Below are 19463 nucleotides of genomic sequence, written 5' to 3' on the forward strand. Positions count from 1 at the left end.
CATCAGAAAGCGCCGGAAAAAAGCGTTCGACACCGTCATTGCTTTCATAAATTACTCCGAAATTGCTGCTAGCCGCCCCGGGGAACGGGTCACTTGGACCCGGCCGTCCCGGTTGCCGGTGCTGCCGCCGCAGGGGCGACGGGCACATACTCAGTCGCTTCCGCCAACTGTTCCAGCGTCGCCACGGGCACTTCGCCTACGGCCGTCAGCCAGAAGTCCGCAATGCGCGTTCCGTAGACGGTAATCGACCCGCGCTGCGCGGCGCCATGCGGGGGATGATGCCCGCGTTGGCTGTCATAAGGCTCGATGAAGACGGATATGGCCGCCAGTCCGTCAGACAGCACCATCTGATTGACGGTTGCGCCGCGCCCCATCGAGCGCGCCACCTGCATGATTACCTTGAAGCCCTTGGGCGCCGGAATGCGCCACCCCTGGGCCGACAGGTCCACGGGCGCCATCGACGGCTCAAGCACCTTCCAGTCGCGGGTGCTCCAGCGCGAGGTCAGCAATTGGGGGTCGACTTCCGACCCCAGCCGCAACGACGTGAACGACACCTGCTCGACCACGCCGCGCGCGGCGTTCAGGGTCTGGGCCTTCAGCAGCAGATTGGTTTCAAGGTCGGCGCACAGGCGGTAGCCGTAGCGCAGCTTGTCCAGTGGCTCGATCGTGATCAGCCGGCACTCGCGGCCCGCCACCCGGTGCAACTTGGGTTCGGTGCTGATCTTGTAGTGTTCGGCCAGGTTGGCGGGATCGCCCAGCAACAAGCCGGGGAAACGGTCGCCGCGGCGGCGCTCGACCAGCACGGTCTTGCGCTCGGGGATCAGGCACTGCACGTCTTCGTTGTGCCGCAGATATTCGCGCGGCTGGCCATCCAGGATTTCCAGGCGTTCGCGTTCACCGGTGCCGTCCAGGACGTGCACCAGGCGCGAAGACTGGATCATTTCGCCCTGTTGATACATGAAGACGCCGGCGTAATCCTGCTTGCGCGCGGCCTGCTGGATGCGCGACAGCAACTGGACGACGTCATCGGCTGCCGGAGCGGTATCGGCGGCGCGCGCAGGTTCATGCGCGGCCAGGAAAGCGGTCAGAAGCGTGGCGGCGAACCAGCCAGCACGGTGCGCGTGCCAGGAGGCTGCGCGCGGCCAACGTGTCGGTAACACCAGCGCCATCAACGCCCCGCCCCGACGTCGAACGAGACCTGGCGAACCGCGCTGGGGCCGGCCATCTGGCGATGGGCCTCCAGGTAGTCGCGCAGGCCCGCATCATCCGCGGAGGCAGGCGTGCCGCTGGCATCTGCCAGCACGCGCACTTCGGTCGCCGGCGTGCCCGTCAGGTAGGGCTGAGCCACCCAGGCGACCGTCGCCACGGCGGCCGCCACGGCCAGGCCGGACAGGCCGTAGCGCAACGGCGAACGGCGCCGGGGCGCCGCCACGATCGGCAATTCGGCGTCCAGCGCCCGCGCCAGCCGGGACTGGAAAGCGGCGCTGGGCGTCAATGCCAGATCGGCATTACGGAGGGAATCACCAATCAAATGATAGGTGTCCCAGGTCTGACGTCCTTCCTTGGACAACAGACCGGGAAGAATATCGTCGGAATCTTCTCCGTCCATCCAGGCGGAAACCGATTCCTCCCAGGAGGATTCGGTGATTTCAACGGACTTGGCTGCGGTTTGCATGACTGCCACTCCTTACCAGCGACGCTCGGCATCGGTGCCAAGCAATGGACGCAATTTGGTCGCGATGGCCTCGCGCGCACGAAAAATGCGGGAGCGCACCGTACCGATCGGGCAATCCATGCTCTGGGCGATGTCTTCGTAACTCATACCTTCGATTTCACGCAGGACAATTGCGGTACGCAACTCTTCGGGCAATTGCTCGATGGCCGCGTTCACCGTCTCGGCGATTTCGCGGCTGGCAACCATGGACTCCGGCGTGCTTATATCGGTTAGGTTGTCGGTTTCGTTAAAAGTTTCACCGTCTTCCGTTTCTATCGCATTTGGCGCGCTGGGACGCCGGCCCTGCGAGGCCAGCCAATTGCGCGCCGTGTTGATGGCGATACGATACAACCAGGTGTAGAACGCGCTGTCGCCCCGGAACTGGGGCAACGCCCGATAAGCCTTGATGAAGGCTTCCTGGGCCACGTCCTCGATTTCCGAGGGGTCGCGGATCATCCGGGCCAGCAGGCGCAGAATCTTGCGCTGGTACTTCAGCACCAGCAGATCGAAGGCCTTCTTGTCGCCCCGCTGAACGCGCGCGACAAGCTCGGCGTCGACTTCGCGCTCGCTCATGACGCCTCCTGCGGGCGTGCCGCCGGCTGCGTGCGCCGCGCCGTGCCCGTCAGCAGGCAAAGGCGCCGCCAGGACTCGGGTCGCAGCGTCCGTTGCCAGACGGTGAGGGTGATTGTTCTATTTGTAAAGGCCGTACTCCCGGTGGGCAAGGGCTGCAAAGTGAGCGTGAGCCAGCGCAGGCCGCGCTGCTGATTCAACAGCACCGCGTCTTGCCAGCCTTGCGGCCGGCGCACCTGCCAGCGCCCAACCCCGGTCGCCGTTCGTATTGCCGATACCGGGGACAGGCTGCTCCGTGCCGAGTGTAACAGCCCGGCCGGCACAAGCAGGAACAACACAAGCAGCAGCGCGATCACCGCGCCCGCCGCCCATGCCGGGCCGCCCCAGGAAGCCGCCGTCAGCACGCAGGCCGCAGCCACGGCGATCGCCAGGCCGCAAAGCGCGCGGACGCCAGGCGGCTGCCCGGCAGGCACCTGAAACGACCAGCGCCCTGCGTCCGAGCCTTCCAAATCAGACCCGGCGAACGGCCATGGAGCCGTTGGTGCCGCCGAAGCCGAACGAATTGGACAGGCCGACCTCGATCTTCATCTGCCGCGCTTCGTTCGCGCAGTAATCCAGATCGCATTCCGGATCTTGATTGAAGATGTTGATCGTGGGAGGCGACACCTGGTTGTACACGGCCAGCGTGGTGAACACGGCCTCGATGCCGCCCGCCGCGCCAAGCAAGTGCCCGGTCATGGACTTGGTCGAGTTGACCACCAGCTTCTTGGCGTGATCGCCGAACGCCAGCTTCAGCGCATCGGTTTCGTTCTTGTCGCCGAGCGGCGTGGACGTACCGTGCGCGTTGACATACTGAATGTCATCCGCGTTCAGGCCGCCGTTGCGCAGCGCATTGAGAACGCCGCGGCGCGGGCCGTCCTTGTCGGGGGCCGTGATGTGGTGCGCGTCCGAGCTCATGCCGTAGCCTGCGAGCTCGCCATAGATGCGCGCGCCGCGCTTCTTGGCATGCTCGTATTCTTCCAGCACGAGGACACCGGCGCCCTCGCCCAGCACGAAGCCGTCGCGGTCGCGGTCCCAGGGGCGTGAAGCCGTCTGAGGGTCATCGTTACGGGTCGACAGGGCGCGCATCGCGGCGAAACCGCCGATGCCCAGCGGGGACACGGTCGATTCTGCGCCGCCCGCCACCATGACGTCCGCATCGCCGTATTCGATCAGGCGCGCGGCGTCGCCGATGCAATGCAGGCCGGTGGTGCAGGCCGAAACGACGGCGTAGCTCGGACCCTTCATGCCGTAGGCAATGGACAAATGACCGGAGATCAGGTTGATCAGCGAACCCGGCACGAAGAACGGCGAGATCCGGCGCGGACCCTTGGCCAGATATTCGACCTGGGTTTCCTCGATGCGCGGCAAACCGCCGATACCGGAGCCCACGATCACGCCAATGCGCTCGGCATTGGCTTCGGTGACTTCCAGGCCGCAGTCGCGCCATGCCTGCATCCCGGCAGCCAGGCCGTAATGGATAAACGTATCCATCTGGCGGGCTTCTTTGGACGAGACATAGGTGCTGATGTCGAAGTCTTTGACTTCGCCAGCAATGTGCGTGGTGATGGCCGAGGGATCGAAACGGGTGATGCGGCTGATGCCAGAACGTCCGTTGACGATATTGTCCCAAGCGGTGGTCAGGTCGTTCCCTACAGGAGAAACGATACCAAGGCCGGTGATGACGACACGTCGCTTCACGGATGACTCCTCAAACAGACAAAAGAAAGGCGGCTTTCGGGATGCGCTGCACGTGTGGCCCACGCGAAAGCGGGTCGGGCATGACTACGCCCTTCCCGCATGCGGACCACACGGCAAATTCCTGAAACCGCCCCGTTTCCCGGTTGGCCCCGAAATTCGGGCAACCGGAAGGATATAGGCTGAGCTTACTGCTTACCGTGCGAATTGATGTAGTCAATCGCTTGTTGCACGGTCGTGATCTTTTCGGCCTCTTCGTCGGGGATCTCGGTCTCGAATTCGTCTTCGAGCGCCATGACCAGTTCGACCATGTCGAGCGAATCGGCACCGAGGTCGTCAAGGAAGGAGGATTCGTTCTTGATCTCGGCTTCGTTCACGCCAAGTTGTTCAGCGACGATCTTCTTGACGCGCTGTTCGATGCTTTCCATGCAGATCTCCAATTGGGAAAAATCCCGCGAATTATAGCCAAGCGTAGAGGAAAGCAACGCCTGGCCGTGACAAAAATAACACCGCGCACTTGTTCTGTCGCCCGTCTGGGCGCAGGAATACCGGTATGCGGCGTTTCCGGATGAACTGCGCGCGGGCCTCGCCGGTTGCCCGGCGGCGACGCGGCGGCCTGGGCCGCCCGCGCGCAATTCGTGATTTATTGCATGTACATCCCGCCGTTTACGTGCAGGGTGGTGCCGGTAATGTAACCCGCTTGCGGCCCGGACAAAAAGGCCACTGCATGGGCGATGTCCTCGGGCGAGCCCAAACGGCCCAGAGGAATCTGCTGCAACAGCGCCGTGGTCTGGCTTTCAGCCAGCGCACGCGTCATGTCGGTGTCGATGAAACCGGGCGCGACGCAGTTGACGGTGATGTTGCGGCTACCCAACTCCCGGGCCAGCGCGCGCGACATGCCCGATACGCCCGCCTTGGCGGCGGCGTAGTTGGCCTGGCCGGCGTTGCCGCTGGAACCCACCACGGACGTGACGTTGATGATGCGTCCCCAACGGGCCTTCATCATGCTGCGCAACACGGCGCGCGACAGGCGGAACACGGACGTCAGGTTCGTGTCCAGGACCGCCGACCAATCGTCGTCCTTCATGCGCATGGCCAGCGTATCGCGGGTGATGCCGGCATTATTGACGAGGATGTGCGGACCGCCGCCTTCCTTGCCCAGCGCGTCGATCAACGCATCGCACGCCTCGGCGTCGGTCACGTTCAGCACCACGCCACGACCGCCAGACGGCGCCAGGGCTTCGGTGATGGCGGCCGCGCCCGATTCGGACGTGGCGGTGCCCACGACGGTCGCGCCGCGCGCAGCCAGTTCCTGGGCGATGGCGCGGCCGATGCCGCGCGTGGCACCGGTCACCAGCGCGATCTTGCCCTGCAGTTCGATCGAGTTGTCCATGTCTTTAATTTCCGTTAACGACGGCCAACGCGGCTTCAAGCGAAGCGGGGTCGGTGATGGCCATGCCGGTAAGTTCGGGGTCGATGCGCTTGGTCAGGCCCGCCAGCACTTTGCCGGGGCCGCACTCGATGATGTGCGTGACGCCTTGCGCCTTCATCGCGCGCAGGGTTTCGACCCAGCGCACAGGATGCCATGCCTGACGCACCAGCGCATCCCGGATTGCCCCGGGTTCGGTGGGCGAGGCGACATCGACGTTGTTGATGACGGGGATCTGCGGGGCCGAGACCGTGACGCCGGCCAGCGCGCCGGCCAGCACGTCGGCGGCGGGCTTGAGCAGGCTGGAGTGGAACGGCGCGGACACCGGCAGCAGCAGCGCGCGCTTGGCACCCGCTGCCTTGGCCAATTCGCAGGCGCGCTCGACGGCAGCCTTGTGCCCCGCGATCACGACCTGCGCAGGCGCATTGAAATTCACGGCCTCGACGACTTCGCCCTGGGCGGCCTGCGCACAGGCGGTGCGCACGGAATCGTCGTCCAGGCCCAGAATGGCGGCCATGGCGCCGGTGCCGACCGGCACGGCGGCCTGCATGGCGTCGGCGCGCACGCGCACCAGGCGCACGGCGTCTTCAAGCGACAACGAACCGGCGGCAGTCAGCGCGGCGTATTCGCCCAGACTGTGGCCGGCCACGATGTCGGGCTTGCGGCCGCCGGCGGCGCGCCAGGCGGCGTAGAACGCCACGCCAGCAGTCAGCATCGCCGGCTGGGTGTTGGTGGTCAGGTTGAGCTGCTCGACCGGGCCCTGGGCGATCAGCGCGCCCAGATCCTGGCCCAGGGCTTGCGATGCCTGCGCCACGGTGTCCGTGACGGCGGCCACATCCGACCAGGCGTCCAGCATGCCGACAGCTTGCGAACCTTGGCCGGGGAAGACAAATGCGATTTTCATGATTGACCGGTTGGATTGATTCAGTATCTGTGTGGAATGTCAGGCGCGCTCTGCGGGCGGCGGCGCGTGCGCCGCACTGCCCGGGCACGCCCTTACATGCGGGCGAGTACCGAGCCCCAGGTGAATCCGCCGCCCACGCCCTGCATCAGAATGAGCTGGCCCGGCTTGACGCGGCCATCGCGGCGCGCGGCGTCCAGTGCCAGCGGCACGCTGGCCGCGGAGGTGTTGGCGTGACTATCAACGGTAATGACGACTTTTTCGACCGGCACGGCGAGCTTGCGCGCCAGGAAATTCAGGATGCGGACGTTGGCCTGATGCGGGATCAGCCAATCGACGTCGCCAAGCGCGATGCCGGCTTCCGCGCAAGTGTCGCGCGCGGAGCGGTCCAGCACGGTCACGGCCTGCTTGAACACGGCTTGGCCATCCATGCGCAGGAACGGATCGCCCGTCACGTCGCCATAGGCCACGTTGCCCGCGGCGCTCAGGATCTTCATCTGGCTGCCGTCGGCATGCAACTGCGCGGCCAGGATGCCCGGCTCGTCGGAAGCCTTCAGCACCACGGCGCCAGCGCCGTCTCCGAACAGCACGCATGTGCTGCGGTCGTTCCAGTCCAGGATGCGCGAGAAGACTTCGGCGCCGATCACCAGCGCGCAGCGGGCGCGACCGGCGCGGATGAAGCTGTCGGCGGTGGTCAGGGCGTAGACGAAGCCGCTGCACACGGCCTGCACGTCGAACGCCGCCGATCCCTTGGCGCCCAGGTTGGCCTGCACCAGGCATGCCGTGCTGGGGAACACGAAATCGGGCGTGGACGTGGCCACGATGATCAAATCGACGTCGGCGGCTTCGACGCCGGCATCAGCCAGCGCGCGACGCGAAGCCTCGGTCGCAAGCTGGCTGGTCGTGACGCCGCGTTCGGCCAGATGGCGCTGACGGATGCCCGTGCGCTCAACGATCCATTGATCGGAGGTGGCGATATCGCGCGTCGCCAGTTCCGCTGCCAATTCGTCATTCGAAACCACGCGTTCCGGCAAGAAGCTGCCGGTGCCCGCGATTGCGGAATATTTCATTGCGGTATCCATCAAGCGGTGTCCCCAGCCACGTTCCGCGACGGCGTTGCGGCGCCCTCGCCCGATTGAACGCGCTTGGTAATCTGAGCGACCGTCTGAGCGGTGCGCTCCAGCAGTTTACTCACTACGGCTTCACGAGCTCGCTGCAACGCAAAACCGTAGGCGTAGACATCCGCGGAACCATGGCTCTTGATGACCACGCCGCGCAAGCCCAGCAACGCGGCGCCGTTATAGCGACGGTTGTCGACGCGGTTGCGCAGACGGTTGAGCACCGGCTTGGCGATGGCGCCGGCCAGCAGGGTGACGATGTTGCGTTTGAACTCTTCGCGAATGATGCTGGACAGCATCTTCGCCAGCCCCTCGACGGACTTGAGCACGACGTTGCCGACGAAACCGTCGCAGACGACGACGTCGACCGTGCCCTTGAAGATGTCATTGCCTTCCACGTTGCCGTAGAAATTCAATGGGCTGCCGCGCAGGAGCTCTGCAGCTTCCTTCACGACTTCATTGCCCTTGATGACTTCTTCGCCGATGTTAAGCAAGCCCACGGAGGGGTTCTCACGATGGTCCACCGCCTGCGACAGCGCGGCGCCCATGATGGCGAATTGCAGTAGGTGCTCGGCCGAGCAGTCCACGTTCGCCCCCAGGTCCAGCACCGTGGTGGCACGGCCCGTCTGGTTCGGAATGGACGTGGCGATCGCGGGGCGGTCGATGCCGTCCAGCGTCTTGAGCACGTAGCGTGAAATGGCCATCCATGCGCCGGTGTTGCCGGCGGAAACGCAGGCGTCAGCCCGCCCGTCCTTGACGGACTGGGCGGCCAGGCGCATGGAGGAGTCTTTTTTGCGGCGCAAGGCGACCTCGACAGGGTCGTCCATGGTGACAACCTCGGATGCCGCCACGATTTCCATGCGATCGCGCGCCACGCCGCGGTGCTCGGAGAGCGCCGCTTCGATAGCGTCGGGAAGCCCGACCAGCAATAGCCGGGTATCCGGAAATTGCCGGGCGAACTCGATCGCAGCCGGAATTGTGACGGGCAGACCGAAGTCTCCGCCCATACAGTCTATGGCGATGCGTATCACGGGTGCCAGGTATCAGCGCTCAGCCGAATTGGTCCGAGTACGAGTTCGGCCCGGGGGCCTTATTCGTCGGCCTTGGTCTTCAGGACCTTGCGGCCACGGTAAAAGCCGTTGGGGCTGATGTGGTGACGCAGGTGCGTTTCGCCGGTGTTCGGCTCGATGGCGGTCGACGGGGCAACCAGAAAATCGTGCGAACGGTGCATACCGCGCTTGGAGGGGGACTTCTTGTTTTGTTGAACGGCCATGATGACTCCTAGAAACGGGGCGCATTGTACGCGATGCGGCCCGATGTTGATCTCAATCTTTGTGCTTCAGTTGTTCCAGCACCGCAAACGGCGACGGACGCTTGACAGCGGGCTCTTCAGGAGCTTCGCTGACTTTGGCCTGCGCGCCCGGGCATATTTCATGCTTGGGCACATACGGAACGCTCAGAATGAGCTCATCTTCGATCTGGGCCAGCAGATCGAAATGATGCGAACCGACCACCTTTTCAGGCTGGTTGGACACAAAACCATTTCCTTCTTCGTCTTCATCGTCCTCGCCGGCATGACCATCGGTGTAATCACCGTTGGTATTGCCATCATCGAGGTCGGCTTCGGACTTGACCAGCTGCAAGAGGACTTCGCTATCAATCGGATACACGAACGGCACATTGCACCGCTGGCATACCAGCACCGGGTTCGCCTGCACGTGAACGTGCAAGAGGGGCCGGCCAAGCAACAGACCAGACTTGCCCACCTCACCGCGCACAGACCACGTCACAAGCCCGGCATCGCCCAGCGGTTGTTCGGGTAACCCTTCAACCGCGCGCGAAAACCGCACAAGAGGTATGGTGCCATGCGCTTCCTTGCCGCTATGGGCAAATGCGAATGCATCGATGCGCTTAATGATCAATCCTTTGCATTCACGGGTCTTTGCGATTGCTCACGCTTTGCCAAATTGGCCTTGACGTCCTGCCTTGCCGTTCTCCCTTGTCGTTCTTCGACAAGTTCTTCGACAAGCTAACCATCTAGTGCAGCTAGCCGCAGCCTTTGCACTGCAAAAATCCCGCAAAACGTTAGATAATACTGCGACTTACGCTTTAACGTCAAATATCGCATGCCTTCCAAGCCTAGCCTGATCCTCGCATCCAGCTCGCGTTACCGCAAAGAACTGCTGTCGCGCCTGCGCCTGCCCTTTACGGCCATTTCCCCCGATGTAGACGAAACGCCACACCCGGGTGAAACGCCTGCGGCGCTGGCCCTGCGCCTGTCGGTCGCCAAGGCCATGGCCGTGGCAGACAAGCATCCCGGCAGCCTTGTCATCGGATCGGACCAGGTTGCCACGGTGGACGGCCAGCCCATCGGCAAACCAGGGGATTTCCCCCGCGCCCAGGCTCAATTGCGCGCCCTGTCGGGGCAAATCGTGGAATTCCACAGCGCATTGGCGGTGACGGATGGCCAACGGGTGGAAAAAGCCGACATCATCACCCGATGCCGTTTCCGCCAGCTGTCGGACCACGCCATCGAGGCCTATTTGCGCGCCGAGGAACCCTACGATACCGCAGGCAGCGCGAAGGCGGAAAGCCTGGGCATCGCGTTGATGGAAAGCATCCAGAGCGACGACCCGACCGCCATCATCGGCCTGCCGCTGATCGAGCTGACGCGCATGCTGACCCGCTTCGGGCTGGACCCGCTGGACGCCCCAGGAGCGTTCGCATGAGCGGCGCGCTGCACCTGATCCCAGTCGGCCTGGGCGAGGCCCCGCCCGAGCGCTGGCTGCCCGCCGACGTCCGCGCGCTGGCTGGGCGGCTGGACACGTATATCGCCGAAAACGCCAAGACGGCGCGCGCGTTCCTGAAGCTGATCGGCACCACCCGGCCGCTGCAGGAAATCACCATCCATACGCTGACCGACAAGGTCAACGACGGCCAGATCAAAACGTGGCTGGACCCGGTCAAAAAGGGCGCCGAAATCGGACTGGTGTCCGAGGCCGGCTGCCCCGCCGTGGCCGATCCGGGCGCCAAGGTCGTGGACGCCGCCCATCGGATGGGGCTGACCGTCAAGCCCTGGGTGGGCCCCTCTTCGATCCTGCTGGGCCTGATGGCCAGCGGCCTGGACGGGCAGCGCTTCGCCTTCCACGGCTATGCGCCGGTGGACCCTGCCGAGCGCGCCAAGCAGTTGCGGGCCTGGGAGCAGCATTCGGCCAAGCACAACCAGACCCAGCTGCTGATCGAAACGCCCTACCGCAACGCCGCCATGTTCGCGACGCTGCTGGCCAGCCTGAAGGGCGACACCAAGCTGTGCGTGGCCCGCTCGGTCACGACCGCCGACGAATGGGTCGCGACGCACACCGTGGCCGACTGGAAAAAGCTGCCCGCGCCCCAGCTGGACAAGCTGCCGACGCTGTTCCTTTTCCTTGCCCGCTAACTCCGGCCCGCTGATCCCCATGTTTCGCCTGATCACCACACTGCTAGCCACGGCAGTCTTGGCCGGCTGCGCCACGCGCGGCCCCGCCGGACTGGACCTGGACACGTCCATCACCGCCGTCAGCCAGACCAGCCGCGTCCGCAGCGTCGTCCTGCACTACACCAGCGTCAACGACGCCACCTCGATGAAGCTGCTGTCCAAAGGCAAGGTCAGCGCGCACTATCTGATCAACGAGGACGGCCGCGCTTATCGCCTGGTCGATGAAAATCGTGCCGCATGGCATGCCGGCGCCAGTTCCTGGTACGGCAACATCGCCATGAACAGCACCTCCATCGGGATCGAGGTCGTCAACCCCGGCTGGACCGACGGCCCGGACGGCAAGCCGCTCTGGCACGCCTACAACGATCGCCAGGTGCGCGCGCTGACCATCTTGCTGCGCGACGTCATCCAGCGCCATGGCATCGCCCCTGAAAACGTGGTCGGCCACAGCGACATCGCCCCGCAGCGCAAAGTGGACCCCGGCCCGCTGTTCCCGTGGAAAGCGCTGGCCGAGGCCGGCATCGGCCGCTGGTACGACAAAGCCGGTGCGGCCGCGCACCTGACCCGCCTGCAAGCCGAAGGGGTGCCGGACGTCGCCTGGTTCCAGAAGCAACTGCAGCGGCTGGGCTACGCCTGCCCGCAGGACGGCGCCTTGGACCGCGCGACGATCAACACGCTGGCGGCGTTCCAGATGCACTACCGCCCCGCCCTTCACGATGGCCAACCGGACGCGGAAACCGCCGCGATCATGCTGGCGATGCCTTGAGCGGACACTGAGCGGGCATTGGCCGGACCTTGATCGCGCCCTGCCCCGGGGCACCGTACGCAAGGGTCACGCCCGGCGCCGCCACCACACCACGATCCGCCAGCCCAGCAGCAGGGCCAGCACGGAGGCATACAGGAGCGGCTGCGCCAGGTCGTTCTTGCCGGCCTTGTGCCACCAGTAGTGCAGCACCGCCAGCAGGCCGATCGCGTAAATGGCCCGATGCAGCTGCTGCCAGCGCTTGCCCATCCGGCGCATGGCCCACTGCGTGGAGGTAGCCGCCAGCGCCGTCATCAGCACGAAGGCTGCGAACCCCACCGTGATGAAGGGCCGTTCGCCGATGTCCTGCAGCATCGCCGCCGGATCCAGCCCCCGGTCCCACCAGACCCAGGCCATGAAATGCATGGCCCCGTAGAAAAACGCGAATAGCCCGCACATCCGGCGCAGGCGGACCAGCGCCGGCTGCCCGGTCAGCCTGCGCAGCGGCGTGATCGCCAGCGTGACCAGCAGGCAGACCAGCGTCCAGGTGCCGGACGAACGCGTCAGGAACTCCACCGGGTTGGCGGTCAGGCCGTTGTTGAAACCCAGCCAGATCCAGCGCAGGAACGGCGCCAGGCCCAGCAGGAACAGGAAGGGCTTGACCCGCCCCACCGCCCGCGCGGACAACTGCGCCTTGCGCGGTGAAGCGGCCATGGCGGATGGCGAAGTGCCTTCAGGCATGGGGGACGCCTCAGTAGTTCGCTTTCAGGTCCATGCCCTGATAGAGCGATGCCACCTGTTCGCCATAGCCGTTGAACATCAAGGTCCTGCGCTTGGGGCTGAACAGGCCGTCTTCGCCGATGCGGCGCTCCGTCGCCTGGCTCCAGCGCGGATGCGGGACATTGGGGTTCACGTTGGCGTAGAAGCCGTATTCCTGCGGCGCCGCCTTGATCCAGGACGACACCGGCAGCTTTTCCACCAGCCGGATCTTGACCAGCGACTTGGCCGACTTGAAGCCGTATTTCCACGGCACCGCCAACCGCAGCGGCGCGCCGTTCTGGTTGGGCAGGATCTTGCCGTACACGCCGAAGACCAACATCGCCAGCGGATTCATGGCTTCGTCGATCCGCAAGCCTTCGACGTAGGGCCATTCAAGGATTGCCGCGCGCACGCCCGGCATGTTCTCGCGCTGCACCGCCGTCACGAACTCCACGTATTTCGCGTTGCCCGTGGGCTCGACCTGCTTGAGCAGCTCGGACACCGAATAGCCCACCCACGGAATCACCATGGACCAGCCCTCCACGCAGCGCAGGCGGTAGACGCGCTCTTCCATCGGCGCCAGCTTGAGCAATTCTTCGATAGTGAAGGTGCGCGGCTTGGCGACCTCGCCTTCGACGCTGACCGTCCACGGGCGCGTCTGCAACTTGCCGGCATTGGCGGCCGGATCGCCCTTATCGACGCCGAACTCGTAGTAGTTGTTGTAGGACGTCACGTCCGCCAGCGAGGTCTGCTTGTCCATGACACTCAACGGCGCGTTCGGCTTGCCCGCCAGGGCGCCAGCGTCCAGGGCGAAGGCGCTGCGCGCCGCCCAACCCGGTAAGCCGACGGCGGCGGCCGTCAGTCCGGCGCGCAGCATCAGCTCGCGCCGCGAGCGCCAGACGGCTTCGCCGGTGATTTCAGACGGAAGAATATCGGCGGGCTTGCGTATCAGCATCGTGGTCTCCGGTGTGGCGCCCCGCCATCGGCGGGCTCGCCCTGCGCAAGCCATAGACGTTGCGCGATCCCATGATATTCCGCAGCGGTGCCGCCGCGGATGGGAACTTCCAGATTGACCCGCTTTGGCGCCGGACGTTCCCGCCCCGCTGCCGGATCAGGCGCTGGCGGACACCCGCGGCAACAGCCATTCGCGCACCCGCGGCACGCTGTCCAGCACCGCTTGCGGCGCACAACCTTGAAGTTCCTTCAAGGTATGCGCCCCATACGTCACGCCCAGCCCGTGGACGCCAGCATTGGCCGCCATCTGCAGATCGTGCGAGGTATCGCCGATCATCACGACACGGCCGGCGTCCACGTCCAGTTCCTGCATCAGCTCGTGCAGCATCGCCGGGTGCGGCTTGCTGAAAGTTTCGTCGGCGGTGCGGGTGGCGTCGAACATCGGGCCCAGGCCGGTCGCGGCCAGCGCGCGGGTCAGGCCGACCCGGCTCTTGCCCGTCGCGACGGCCATGCGCACATTCTGCCCAGCCAGTTCGGCCAGCAGCTCGGGGATGCCGTCAAAGAGGCGCAGCTCAGGGTCGCGCAACAGGTAATGGGTACGGTAGCGCTCCAGGAAGCGCGGCATCATCGCCTGCGTCAGTTCCGGCACGGCGCGGCGCAAGGCGCTTTCAAGGGACAGACCGATCACCCAACTGGCTTCGGATGCCGACGGCACCGCCAGTTCCAGATCGCGGCACGCGCCCTGGATGGCCGCCACGATGCTGTGCGTGGAATCCATCAAGGTGCCATCCCAGTCAAAAACGACCAGCGAATACGACGACATAATCAGACCGACTCCAGTTGTTTCAGTATTTGCCGGCACGCGGGAGGCAGCTCGGCGGTAAGCGTCAGGGGCTCGCCCGTGACCGGATGCGCCAAGGTCAGCTGGTGCGCGTGCAGGAACATGCGGCCAAACCCCTTGCGGGCGAATTCGGCCCGGACGTCGTCGTGGCCGTATTTGTCGTCGCCCACGATGGGGAAGCCGCTGGCCGCCAGGTGCACCCGGATCTGGTGGGTGCGGCCCGTGCGCAACTCGGCGCCGACCAGGCTGTAGCCGCCGAAACGCTGCTTGAGCGTGATGATGGTGTGCGCCGTCTGGCCGTCCGGATCCACCTTGACCCGGCGCTCGCCGGACTGCGTGGTCCATTTGGACAGGCCCAGCTTGATGTGCTGGCGGTCGTTCACCCAATCGCCCTCGACCAGCGCCAGATAGTGCTTGTCGCTCTTGCCTTCGCGCAGCATGGCGTGCAGGGCCAGCAGCGCGCTGCGCTTCTTGGCCACCATGAGCAGGCCCGAGGTCTCGCGGTCCAGCCGGTGCACCAGCTCCAGGAACTTGGCCTCGGGGCGCGCGGCGCGCAACTGCTCGATCACGCCGAACGACACGCCGCTGCCGCCGTGCACCGCCACGCCGGCGGGCTTGTCCACGACCAGCAGTGCATCGTCTTCGAACACGATCGGGAATTCCGCGCCGGGCACCGGCCGGGGCTTGCCCGGATCCGGCAGCCGCAGGGGCGGAATGCGCACGACGTCGCCCTCGACGATGCGGTAGTCGACTGAAATCCGTCCCTTATTTACCCGCACTTCGCCGCCACGGATGGCTTTGTAGATGTGCGTTTTGGGGACGCCCTTGCACAGGCGCATCAGGAAGTTATCCAGACGCTGGCCGGCATGCTCGGCATCGACCTCCACCATTCGGACGGCGGGGGGGGCTTTAGAGGGGGATACGGGGGAGGAAGTTTCTTTGCGCATTGCGGAAAGCGACATATAATCGGGACAGCCTTAAGGGGCTGAACTAGCCGCCTGACGTAGAGATGCAATTTAAATACGCAACTCCGTCGAGCGCGTGGGCCGCCATTGTACTGCCTGCTTATTCAACCCCTGGGTCTCTTGGTCGCCGGCGCAACCGCGCCCTGCCGGATAGTGGTGTGGCATTCACTTTGCCCGCTGTCCCAGCAGGTCCGTTGCATGCCGCAAGCGGCTCTGAAGCACTGCAAGAATCGTCGCATATTTAAAGCACCAGCTGCGTGTAGGCAACCAATCCGACCGCAACTGCCGTTCACAGCAATTTTTCCGTCAAACCACATTCAGTGAAGCTGACCCTCCTGCTGACAGAACCCCGTGCCCCACGGCACGACGTGCCCGCCTGACCCGCGGCGGATACGCCTGGGCGCCGCCCAGGTACGGTCCGCATTTCTTGCCCGCTTCAGCCGCAGCCCGAGTGACCCGAGGTCACGCGCCGATATCGGCGCGTCATGACAACGGAGAAACCCTCTCATGAAGCGCATGCTGTTCAATGCGACGCATCAGGAAGAATTACGCGTCGCAATCGTTGATGGGCAAAAACTCATCGACCTCGACATCGAGACTGCCGGCCGCGAACAACGCAAAGGCAACATCTACAAAGGTGTCATTACCCGGATCGAACCCGGCCTAGAAGCTTGCTTCGTCAATTACGGTGAAGACCGTCACGGCTTTCTGCCCTTCAAGGAAGTTGCCCGCAGCTTCTTCAAGGAAGGGGTAGATGTCCGTAGCGCCCGCATCCAGGATGCGCTGCGCGAAGGTCAGGAACTGATCGTCCAGGTCGAAAAGGAAGAGCGCGGCAACAAGGGCGCTGCCCTGACCACGTTCATCTCGCTGGCTGGCCGCTACCTGGTCCTGATGCCCAACAACCCCCGTGGCGGTGGCGTTTCGCGCCGCGTCGAGGGTGAAGACCGCCAGGAACTGCGCGACACGATGGAGCAGCTTGAGCTGCCCCAGGGCATGAGCATCATCGCCCGCACGGCCGGCATCGGCCGCAATGTCGAAGAGCTCCAGTGGGACTTGTCCTACTTGTTGCAGCTGTGGACCGCCATCGACGGCGCCGCCCGCGATAACTCCGCGCCCATCCTGATCTATCTGGAATCCAGCCTGGTCATCCGGGCCATCCGCGATTACTTCTCGCCCGAAATCGGCGAGATCCTGATCGATACCGACGAGATCGCTGACCAAGCCACCGCGTTCATGAGCGTGGTGATGCCGGACAACGTCCAGCGCGTGAAGCGCTACCGCGACGACATCCCGCTGTTCTCGCGGTTCCAGATCGAACACCAGATCGAAACGGCGTATTCGCGCACCGTGACGCTGCCCTCCGGCGGCGCCATCGTGATCGACCACACCGAGGCGCTGGTTTCCGTCGACGTGAACTCGGCCCGCTCCACGCGCGGCGCCGACATCGAGGAAACCGCGCTGCGCACGAACTCCGAAGCGGCCGACGAAGTGGCCCGCCAGTTGCGATTGCGCGACTTGGGCGGCCTGATCGTCATCGACTTCATCGACATGGAAGACAGCAAGAACCAGCGCGCCGTCGAACAGCGCCTGCGTGATGCCCTCCATTTCGACCGCGCCCGTGTGCAAATGGGCAAGATCTCGCGCTTCGGCCTGATGGAACTGTCGCGCCAGCGCCTGCGTCCGGCCCTGAACGAAGGCTCGCACATCACCTGCCCGCGTTGCAACGGCACCGGCGTGATCCGCGACGCCGAATCCAGCGCCCTGCACGTCCTGCGCCTGCTGCAGGAAGAGGCGATGAAGGAAAACACCGCGGCGGTCCACGCCCAGGTGCCGGTCGATGTGGCCACCTACCTGTTGAACGAAAAGCGCGCCGACATCACCAAGATGGAAGCCCGCCTGAAGGTCAACCTGATGCTGATCCCCAACAAGCATCTGGAAACGCCCCACCACCACATCGAACGCCTGCGCCACGACGATCCGCGCCTGGAAGAGCTGAAGACCAGCTTCGAGCTGGTTGAGGCTCCGGCCACGAACGCGCCCTGGCAGCCCCGCGAAAGCGAGATCAAGGCCCGCCCGGAAGCGCTGGTCAAGGGCATCACGCCCTCGCAGCCCGCCCCCGTTTCGACGCCTGCCGCACCGGTTGCCGCGCCCGCAGCACCCGCTGCGGCCGGTGGCCTGGGTGGCCTGTTCAAGCGCCTGGTAGGTTGGCTGACCGGCAACGCCGATACCGCCAAGCCCGCTGCCACCGCCCAGGAAGACAGCGCCAAGCGCGCCGCGTCCGGACGTGGCGGCAAGGGCCGCAGCGGCCATGACGGCCAGGAACGCCGTGGCGAACGCCACGGTTCGGACCGCAACCGCAACCGCCGCGGCGAATCGCGTGGCGAAGGCGCTGAAGGCGGCGAAGGCGGCCGTCATCACGTCCGTGGCAACCGCCGCCCTGAAGGCGAACGCGGCGAGCGCCAGGAACGTGGCGACCGCGGCAACCGCAACGAGGCGCGTGGCGATCAGGTCGCGCAAGCAGCCCTGGCCTCCAACCGCCCCGACCAGGCCGACCTGGCCAATGGCGACGACACCGGCGCTGGCCGCAACCGCCGCCGTGGCCGTGGCCGCAATCGCCGCGAAGAGGGTCAATCCGACGCCCCGATGAGCGAACAGGAAAGCATGGTCGCCGCGTTGGCGCAGAGCGTTGCGACCGCCCTGCCCGACACCAAGCCGGCTGCTGAAGCCGCGCTGGACGCGGCCGACGCCGCCGATCAGACCGCCGATGGCGTGCTGACCGCAGAAGGCGCCGAAGGCGCAGCCGATCCGGAACGCAAGCGCCGCCGCCGCCGCAGCCGCCGTGGCCGCCGCAGCCAGGAAGAAGGTGGTGTGGCCGGTAGCGACGACCAGCTGGAAGACGGTTCGGACGACGACCTTGGCGAACAAGCCGAAGGCGTAGCGACGCAAGCCGCTCCCGCCACTCCGGTCGCCCCGGCTCAAATCGCCGAAGCCGCGGAAGCCGTCCAGGCCCCCGCCCCGGTCCAGACGCAAGCCGTCGAAACCAAGGTGACGGAAGCGCAGGCGATCGAAGCCGCACCGGCGTCTGCCCAAGTGGCTGCCGAAACGCCCCGTGAACCTGCTGCTCAACCCGTTGAAACCCAACAGGTCGAAGCCCAACAGGTTGAAACCCCGAAGGCCGAACCGGTGCAAGCCGCCGCCGAACCTGTGGCTCAGCCCGAGCAAACGGCTGCTGCCCAGGTGACGCAACCGGTCGCCGTGGAACCCGCCACCCAGGTGTCCGCACCCGCTGCCCCGGCCGAGCCCGTGGAACCCGCTGCCGCCGAACCCGTCGTGACGGCACCGGCTCCGGTGGTCCAGGCTGCCGCTCCCGTCGCTCCCGCTCCTGTCGCCGCGCAGCAGCCGATCGTGGTGCCGGCAACGGCGCCGACGGCCAAGGCGCAAGCCTTGCACGATGTGGTCAATGCCGCTGGCCTGAAGTGGGTGGAAACCGATCCGGACCGCCACGCCCAAACCCAGCTGCGTATCGCCGCCGCGCATACGCCGACCCGCCTGGGCCGCGAGCGCAAGCCGGTCGCGTCCGTCTCGAACGAACCGCTGGTTCAAGTCGAAACGCACTCCTAAGCCGTCCGCGCGACAAAAAGCCCCCATCGCCGTGTGAACTGACCCCCGAAAGTTGGACATTGATCCAACCTTCGGGGGTTTTTACATGGCGAAGTACGACGAGCAGTTCAAGTTAAAGGTGGTGCGGGAGTATTTGAAGGGTACTGAGAGCGGTCGGTCGGTGGCGGCGCGTCACGAACTGGACCATTCAGTTGTCCGACGATGGGTTGAGAGCTATCGCGTGCATGGTTTATCGGGCCTGCGCCGGCAGTCAGGCACGTACAGCGCACCCTTTAAGCAGTCTGTGTTGCGCAAGATCCGCGACCAAGGGCTATCCGACACCGAGGCTGCGACTCTGCTGGGGATCCGCAGTTCAGGTCATATTGGGAAGTGGCGAGCCCAGTATGATGCTGGGGGTATAGAGGCGTTGGCGCGCAAGCGTCCAGGAGCAAGCATGCCCCATAAATACCCACCGGAGCCCGTGTCCAAGGACATGACCAAGGAAGAGCTTCTCGAGGAAGTTGCGAACCTGCGAGCGGAGTTGGACTACCTAAAAAAGCTCGATGCCTTGATCGAAGCGGAAAAGACCAAAGCGCTCGTTGGAAAGCGCAAGTGGTCCGAGGATTGAGGCATAAGCATCCGCTGGAACGACTGCTGA

General features: G+C 65.0%; 21 protein-coding genes. 5 read left to right on the forward strand and 16 right to left on the reverse strand.

Going from position 1 to position 19463, the window contains the following annotated elements:
- Positions 1-89: 89 nt before the first annotated feature.
- The 12 genes from A9973_RS00205 to A9973_RS00260 all read right to left on the reverse strand — a co-directional run bounded on the left by A9973_RS00205 (position 90) and on the right by A9973_RS00260 (position 9391).
- Complete coding sequence (locus A9973_RS00205; protein WP_183011785.1) at positions 90-1169, reverse strand: MucB/RseB C-terminal domain-containing protein; 1080 nt, start codon at positions 1167-1169, stop codon at positions 90-92.
- The gene (locus A9973_RS00210) at positions 1169-1675 is read right to left on the reverse strand and encodes a sigma-E factor negative regulatory protein (protein WP_183011786.1); all 507 of its coding nucleotides are present in this window, start codon (positions 1673-1675) and stop codon (positions 1169-1171) included. The genes A9973_RS00205 and A9973_RS00210 overlap by 1 nt, the downstream gene beginning before the upstream one ends.
- A 12-nt stretch (positions 1676-1687) precedes the next feature.
- Positions 1688-2287 carry an RNA polymerase sigma factor RpoE gene (rpoE, locus tag A9973_RS00215; RefSeq protein ID WP_183011787.1) on the reverse strand — a complete coding sequence of 200 codons (600 nt, stop codon included), beginning with the start codon at positions 2285-2287 and terminating at the stop codon, positions 1688-1690.
- Positions 2284-2793 carry a hypothetical protein gene (locus A9973_RS00220; protein ID WP_183011788.1) on the reverse strand — a complete coding sequence of 170 codons (510 nt, stop codon included), beginning with the start codon at positions 2791-2793 and terminating at the stop codon, positions 2284-2286. The genes rpoE and A9973_RS00220 overlap by 4 nt, the downstream gene beginning before the upstream one ends.
- Position 2794: 1 nt before the next feature.
- Positions 2795-4024 (reverse strand): beta-ketoacyl-ACP synthase II, encoded by a 1230-nt coding sequence (gene fabF / locus A9973_RS00225; protein WP_169271905.1) that lies wholly within the window; start codon positions 4022-4024, stop codon positions 2795-2797.
- 185 nt (positions 4025-4209) lie between these two features.
- A complete protein-coding gene (acpP, locus tag A9973_RS00230) occupies positions 4210-4449 on the reverse strand; it encodes an acyl carrier protein (protein ID WP_003813816.1) in 240 nt (79 codons plus the stop codon).
- 215 nt (positions 4450-4664) lie between these two features.
- Positions 4665-5414, reverse strand: a complete 750-nt coding sequence (fabG, locus tag A9973_RS00235) for a 3-oxoacyl-ACP reductase FabG (RefSeq protein ID WP_006223826.1) — start codon at positions 5412-5414, stop codon at positions 4665-4667.
- Positions 5415-5418: 4 nt separating this feature from the next.
- Complete coding sequence (gene fabD / locus A9973_RS00240; RefSeq protein WP_183011789.1) at positions 5419-6354, reverse strand: ACP S-malonyltransferase; 936 nt, start codon at positions 6352-6354, stop codon at positions 5419-5421.
- 92 nt (positions 6355-6446) lie between these two features.
- The gene (locus tag A9973_RS00245; RefSeq protein WP_183011790.1) at positions 6447-7433 is read right to left on the reverse strand and encodes a beta-ketoacyl-ACP synthase III; all 987 of its coding nucleotides are present in this window, start codon (positions 7431-7433) and stop codon (positions 6447-6449) included.
- The gene (gene plsX, locus A9973_RS00250; protein WP_035212788.1) at positions 7433-8500 is read right to left on the reverse strand and encodes a phosphate acyltransferase PlsX; all 1068 of its coding nucleotides are present in this window, start codon (positions 8498-8500) and stop codon (positions 7433-7435) included. The genes A9973_RS00245 and plsX overlap by 1 nt, the downstream gene beginning before the upstream one ends.
- Positions 8501-8559: 59 nt before the next feature.
- Positions 8560-8742: a 50S ribosomal protein L32 gene (rpmF, locus tag A9973_RS00255; RefSeq protein WP_006218037.1), complete on the reverse strand. Its 183-nt coding sequence runs from the start codon at positions 8740-8742 to the stop codon at positions 8560-8562.
- A gap of 52 nt (positions 8743-8794) precedes the next feature.
- Positions 8795-9391, reverse strand: a complete 597-nt coding sequence (locus tag A9973_RS00260; protein ID WP_183011791.1) for a DUF177 domain-containing protein — start codon at positions 9389-9391, stop codon at positions 8795-8797.
- A gap of 204 nt (positions 9392-9595) precedes the next feature.
- On the opposite strand from A9973_RS00260, the gene A9973_RS00265 reads away from it, so the two are divergent.
- Genes A9973_RS00265 through A9973_RS00275 form a run of 3 tightly spaced genes read left to right on the forward strand, consistent with a single transcriptional unit; the run spans position 9596 to position 11710 of the window.
- Positions 9596-10198 (forward strand): Maf-like protein, encoded by a 603-nt coding sequence (locus tag A9973_RS00265; RefSeq protein WP_183011792.1) that lies wholly within the window; start codon positions 9596-9598, stop codon positions 10196-10198.
- A complete protein-coding gene (locus A9973_RS00270; RefSeq protein WP_183011793.1) occupies positions 10195-10905 on the forward strand; it encodes an SAM-dependent methyltransferase in 711 nt (236 codons plus the stop codon). The genes A9973_RS00265 and A9973_RS00270 overlap by 4 nt, the downstream gene beginning before the upstream one ends.
- Before the next feature lie 19 nt (positions 10906-10924).
- On the forward strand, positions 10925-11710 hold the full coding sequence (locus A9973_RS00275; RefSeq protein WP_183011794.1) for an N-acetylmuramoyl-L-alanine amidase: 786 nt from the start codon (positions 10925-10927) through the stop codon (positions 11708-11710).
- 66 nt (positions 11711-11776) lie between these two features.
- Here the strand turns inward: A9973_RS00275 and msrQ are convergent, their stop codons facing one another.
- From msrQ to A9973_RS00295, 4 genes are all read right to left on the reverse strand, one after another.
- The gene (msrQ, locus tag A9973_RS00280; protein ID WP_220805316.1) at positions 11777-12427 is read right to left on the reverse strand and encodes a protein-methionine-sulfoxide reductase heme-binding subunit MsrQ; all 651 of its coding nucleotides are present in this window, start codon (positions 12425-12427) and stop codon (positions 11777-11779) included.
- Between the two features lie 10 nt (positions 12428-12437).
- Positions 12438-13400 carry a protein-methionine-sulfoxide reductase catalytic subunit MsrP gene (msrP, locus tag A9973_RS00285; protein WP_183011795.1) on the reverse strand — a complete coding sequence of 321 codons (963 nt, stop codon included), beginning with the start codon at positions 13398-13400 and terminating at the stop codon, positions 12438-12440.
- Between the two features lie 156 nt (positions 13401-13556).
- Positions 13557-14222, reverse strand: a complete 666-nt coding sequence (locus tag A9973_RS00290; RefSeq protein WP_183011796.1) for an HAD family hydrolase — start codon at positions 14220-14222, stop codon at positions 13557-13559.
- A 2-nt stretch (positions 14223-14224) separates the two neighbouring features.
- A complete protein-coding gene (locus A9973_RS00295) occupies positions 14225-15187 on the reverse strand; it encodes an RluA family pseudouridine synthase (RefSeq protein WP_183011797.1) in 963 nt (320 codons plus the stop codon).
- 525 nt (positions 15188-15712) lie between these two features.
- Between A9973_RS00295 and A9973_RS00300 the strand changes: the two genes are divergently transcribed.
- Both A9973_RS00300 and A9973_RS00305 read left to right on the forward strand, forming a co-directional pair.
- The gene (locus tag A9973_RS00300) at positions 15713-18826 is read left to right on the forward strand and encodes an Rne/Rng family ribonuclease (protein ID WP_183011798.1); all 3114 of its coding nucleotides are present in this window, start codon (positions 15713-15715) and stop codon (positions 18824-18826) included.
- 85 nt (positions 18827-18911) lie between these two features.
- Positions 18912-19433 carry a helix-turn-helix domain-containing protein gene (locus A9973_RS00305; protein WP_183011799.1) on the forward strand — a complete coding sequence of 174 codons (522 nt, stop codon included), beginning with the start codon at positions 18912-18914 and terminating at the stop codon, positions 19431-19433.
- Positions 19434-19463: the final 30 nt, after the last annotated feature.

This window comes from Achromobacter sp. UMC46 (assembly GCF_014170335.1).
GTDB lineage: Bacteria > Pseudomonadota > Gammaproteobacteria > Burkholderiales > Burkholderiaceae_B > Achromobacter.

Excerpts from the sequence above, each read along its gene's own strand:
- A9973_RS00205 (WP_183011785.1), bottom strand. The coding sequence starts at position 1,169 with ATGGCGCTGGTGTTACCGACACGTTGGCCGCGCGCAGCCTCCTGGCAC.
- A9973_RS00210 (WP_183011786.1), bottom strand. The coding sequence starts at position 1,675 with ATGCAAACCGCAGCCAAGTCCGTTGAAATCACCGAATCCTCCTGGGAG.
- rpoE (WP_183011787.1), bottom strand. The coding sequence starts at position 2,287 with ATGAGCGAGCGCGAAGTCGACGCCGAGCTTGTCGCGCGCGTTCAGCGG.
- acpP (WP_003813816.1), bottom strand. The coding sequence starts at position 4,449 with ATGGAAAGCATCGAACAGCGCGTCAAGAAGATCGTCGCTGAACAACTT.
- fabG (WP_006223826.1), bottom strand. The coding sequence starts at position 5,414 with ATGGACAACTCGATCGAACTGCAGGGCAAGATCGCGCTGGTGACCGGT.
- fabD (WP_183011789.1), bottom strand. The coding sequence starts at position 6,354 with ATGAAAATCGCATTTGTCTTCCCCGGCCAAGGTTCGCAAGCTGTCGGC.
- A9973_RS00245 (WP_183011790.1), bottom strand. The coding sequence starts at position 7,433 with ATGGATACCGCAATGAAATATTCCGCAATCGCGGGCACCGGCAGCTTC.
- rpmF (WP_006218037.1), bottom strand. The coding sequence starts at position 8,742 with ATGGCCGTTCAACAAAACAAGAAGTCCCCCTCCAAGCGCGGTATGCAC.
- A9973_RS00265 (WP_183011792.1), top strand. The coding sequence starts at position 9,596 with ATGCCTTCCAAGCCTAGCCTGATCCTCGCATCCAGCTCGCGTTACCGC.
- A9973_RS00270 (WP_183011793.1), top strand. The coding sequence starts at position 10,195 with ATGAGCGGCGCGCTGCACCTGATCCCAGTCGGCCTGGGCGAGGCCCCG.
- A9973_RS00275 (WP_183011794.1), top strand. The coding sequence starts at position 10,925 with ATGTTTCGCCTGATCACCACACTGCTAGCCACGGCAGTCTTGGCCGGC.
- msrQ (WP_220805316.1), bottom strand. The coding sequence starts at position 12,427 with ATGCCTGAAGGCACTTCGCCATCCGCCATGGCCGCTTCACCGCGCAAG.
- msrP (WP_183011795.1), bottom strand. The coding sequence starts at position 13,400 with ATGCTGATACGCAAGCCCGCCGATATTCTTCCGTCTGAAATCACCGGC.
- A9973_RS00290 (WP_183011796.1), bottom strand. The coding sequence starts at position 14,222 with ATGTCGTCGTATTCGCTGGTCGTTTTTGACTGGGATGGCACCTTGATG.
- A9973_RS00295 (WP_183011797.1), bottom strand. The coding sequence starts at position 15,187 with ATGCGCAAAGAAACTTCCTCCCCCGTATCCCCCTCTAAAGCCCCCCCC.
- A9973_RS00300 (WP_183011798.1), top strand. The coding sequence starts at position 15,713 with ATGAAGCGCATGCTGTTCAATGCGACGCATCAGGAAGAATTACGCGTC.
- A9973_RS00305 (WP_183011799.1), top strand. The coding sequence starts at position 18,912 with ATGGCGAAGTACGACGAGCAGTTCAAGTTAAAGGTGGTGCGGGAGTAT.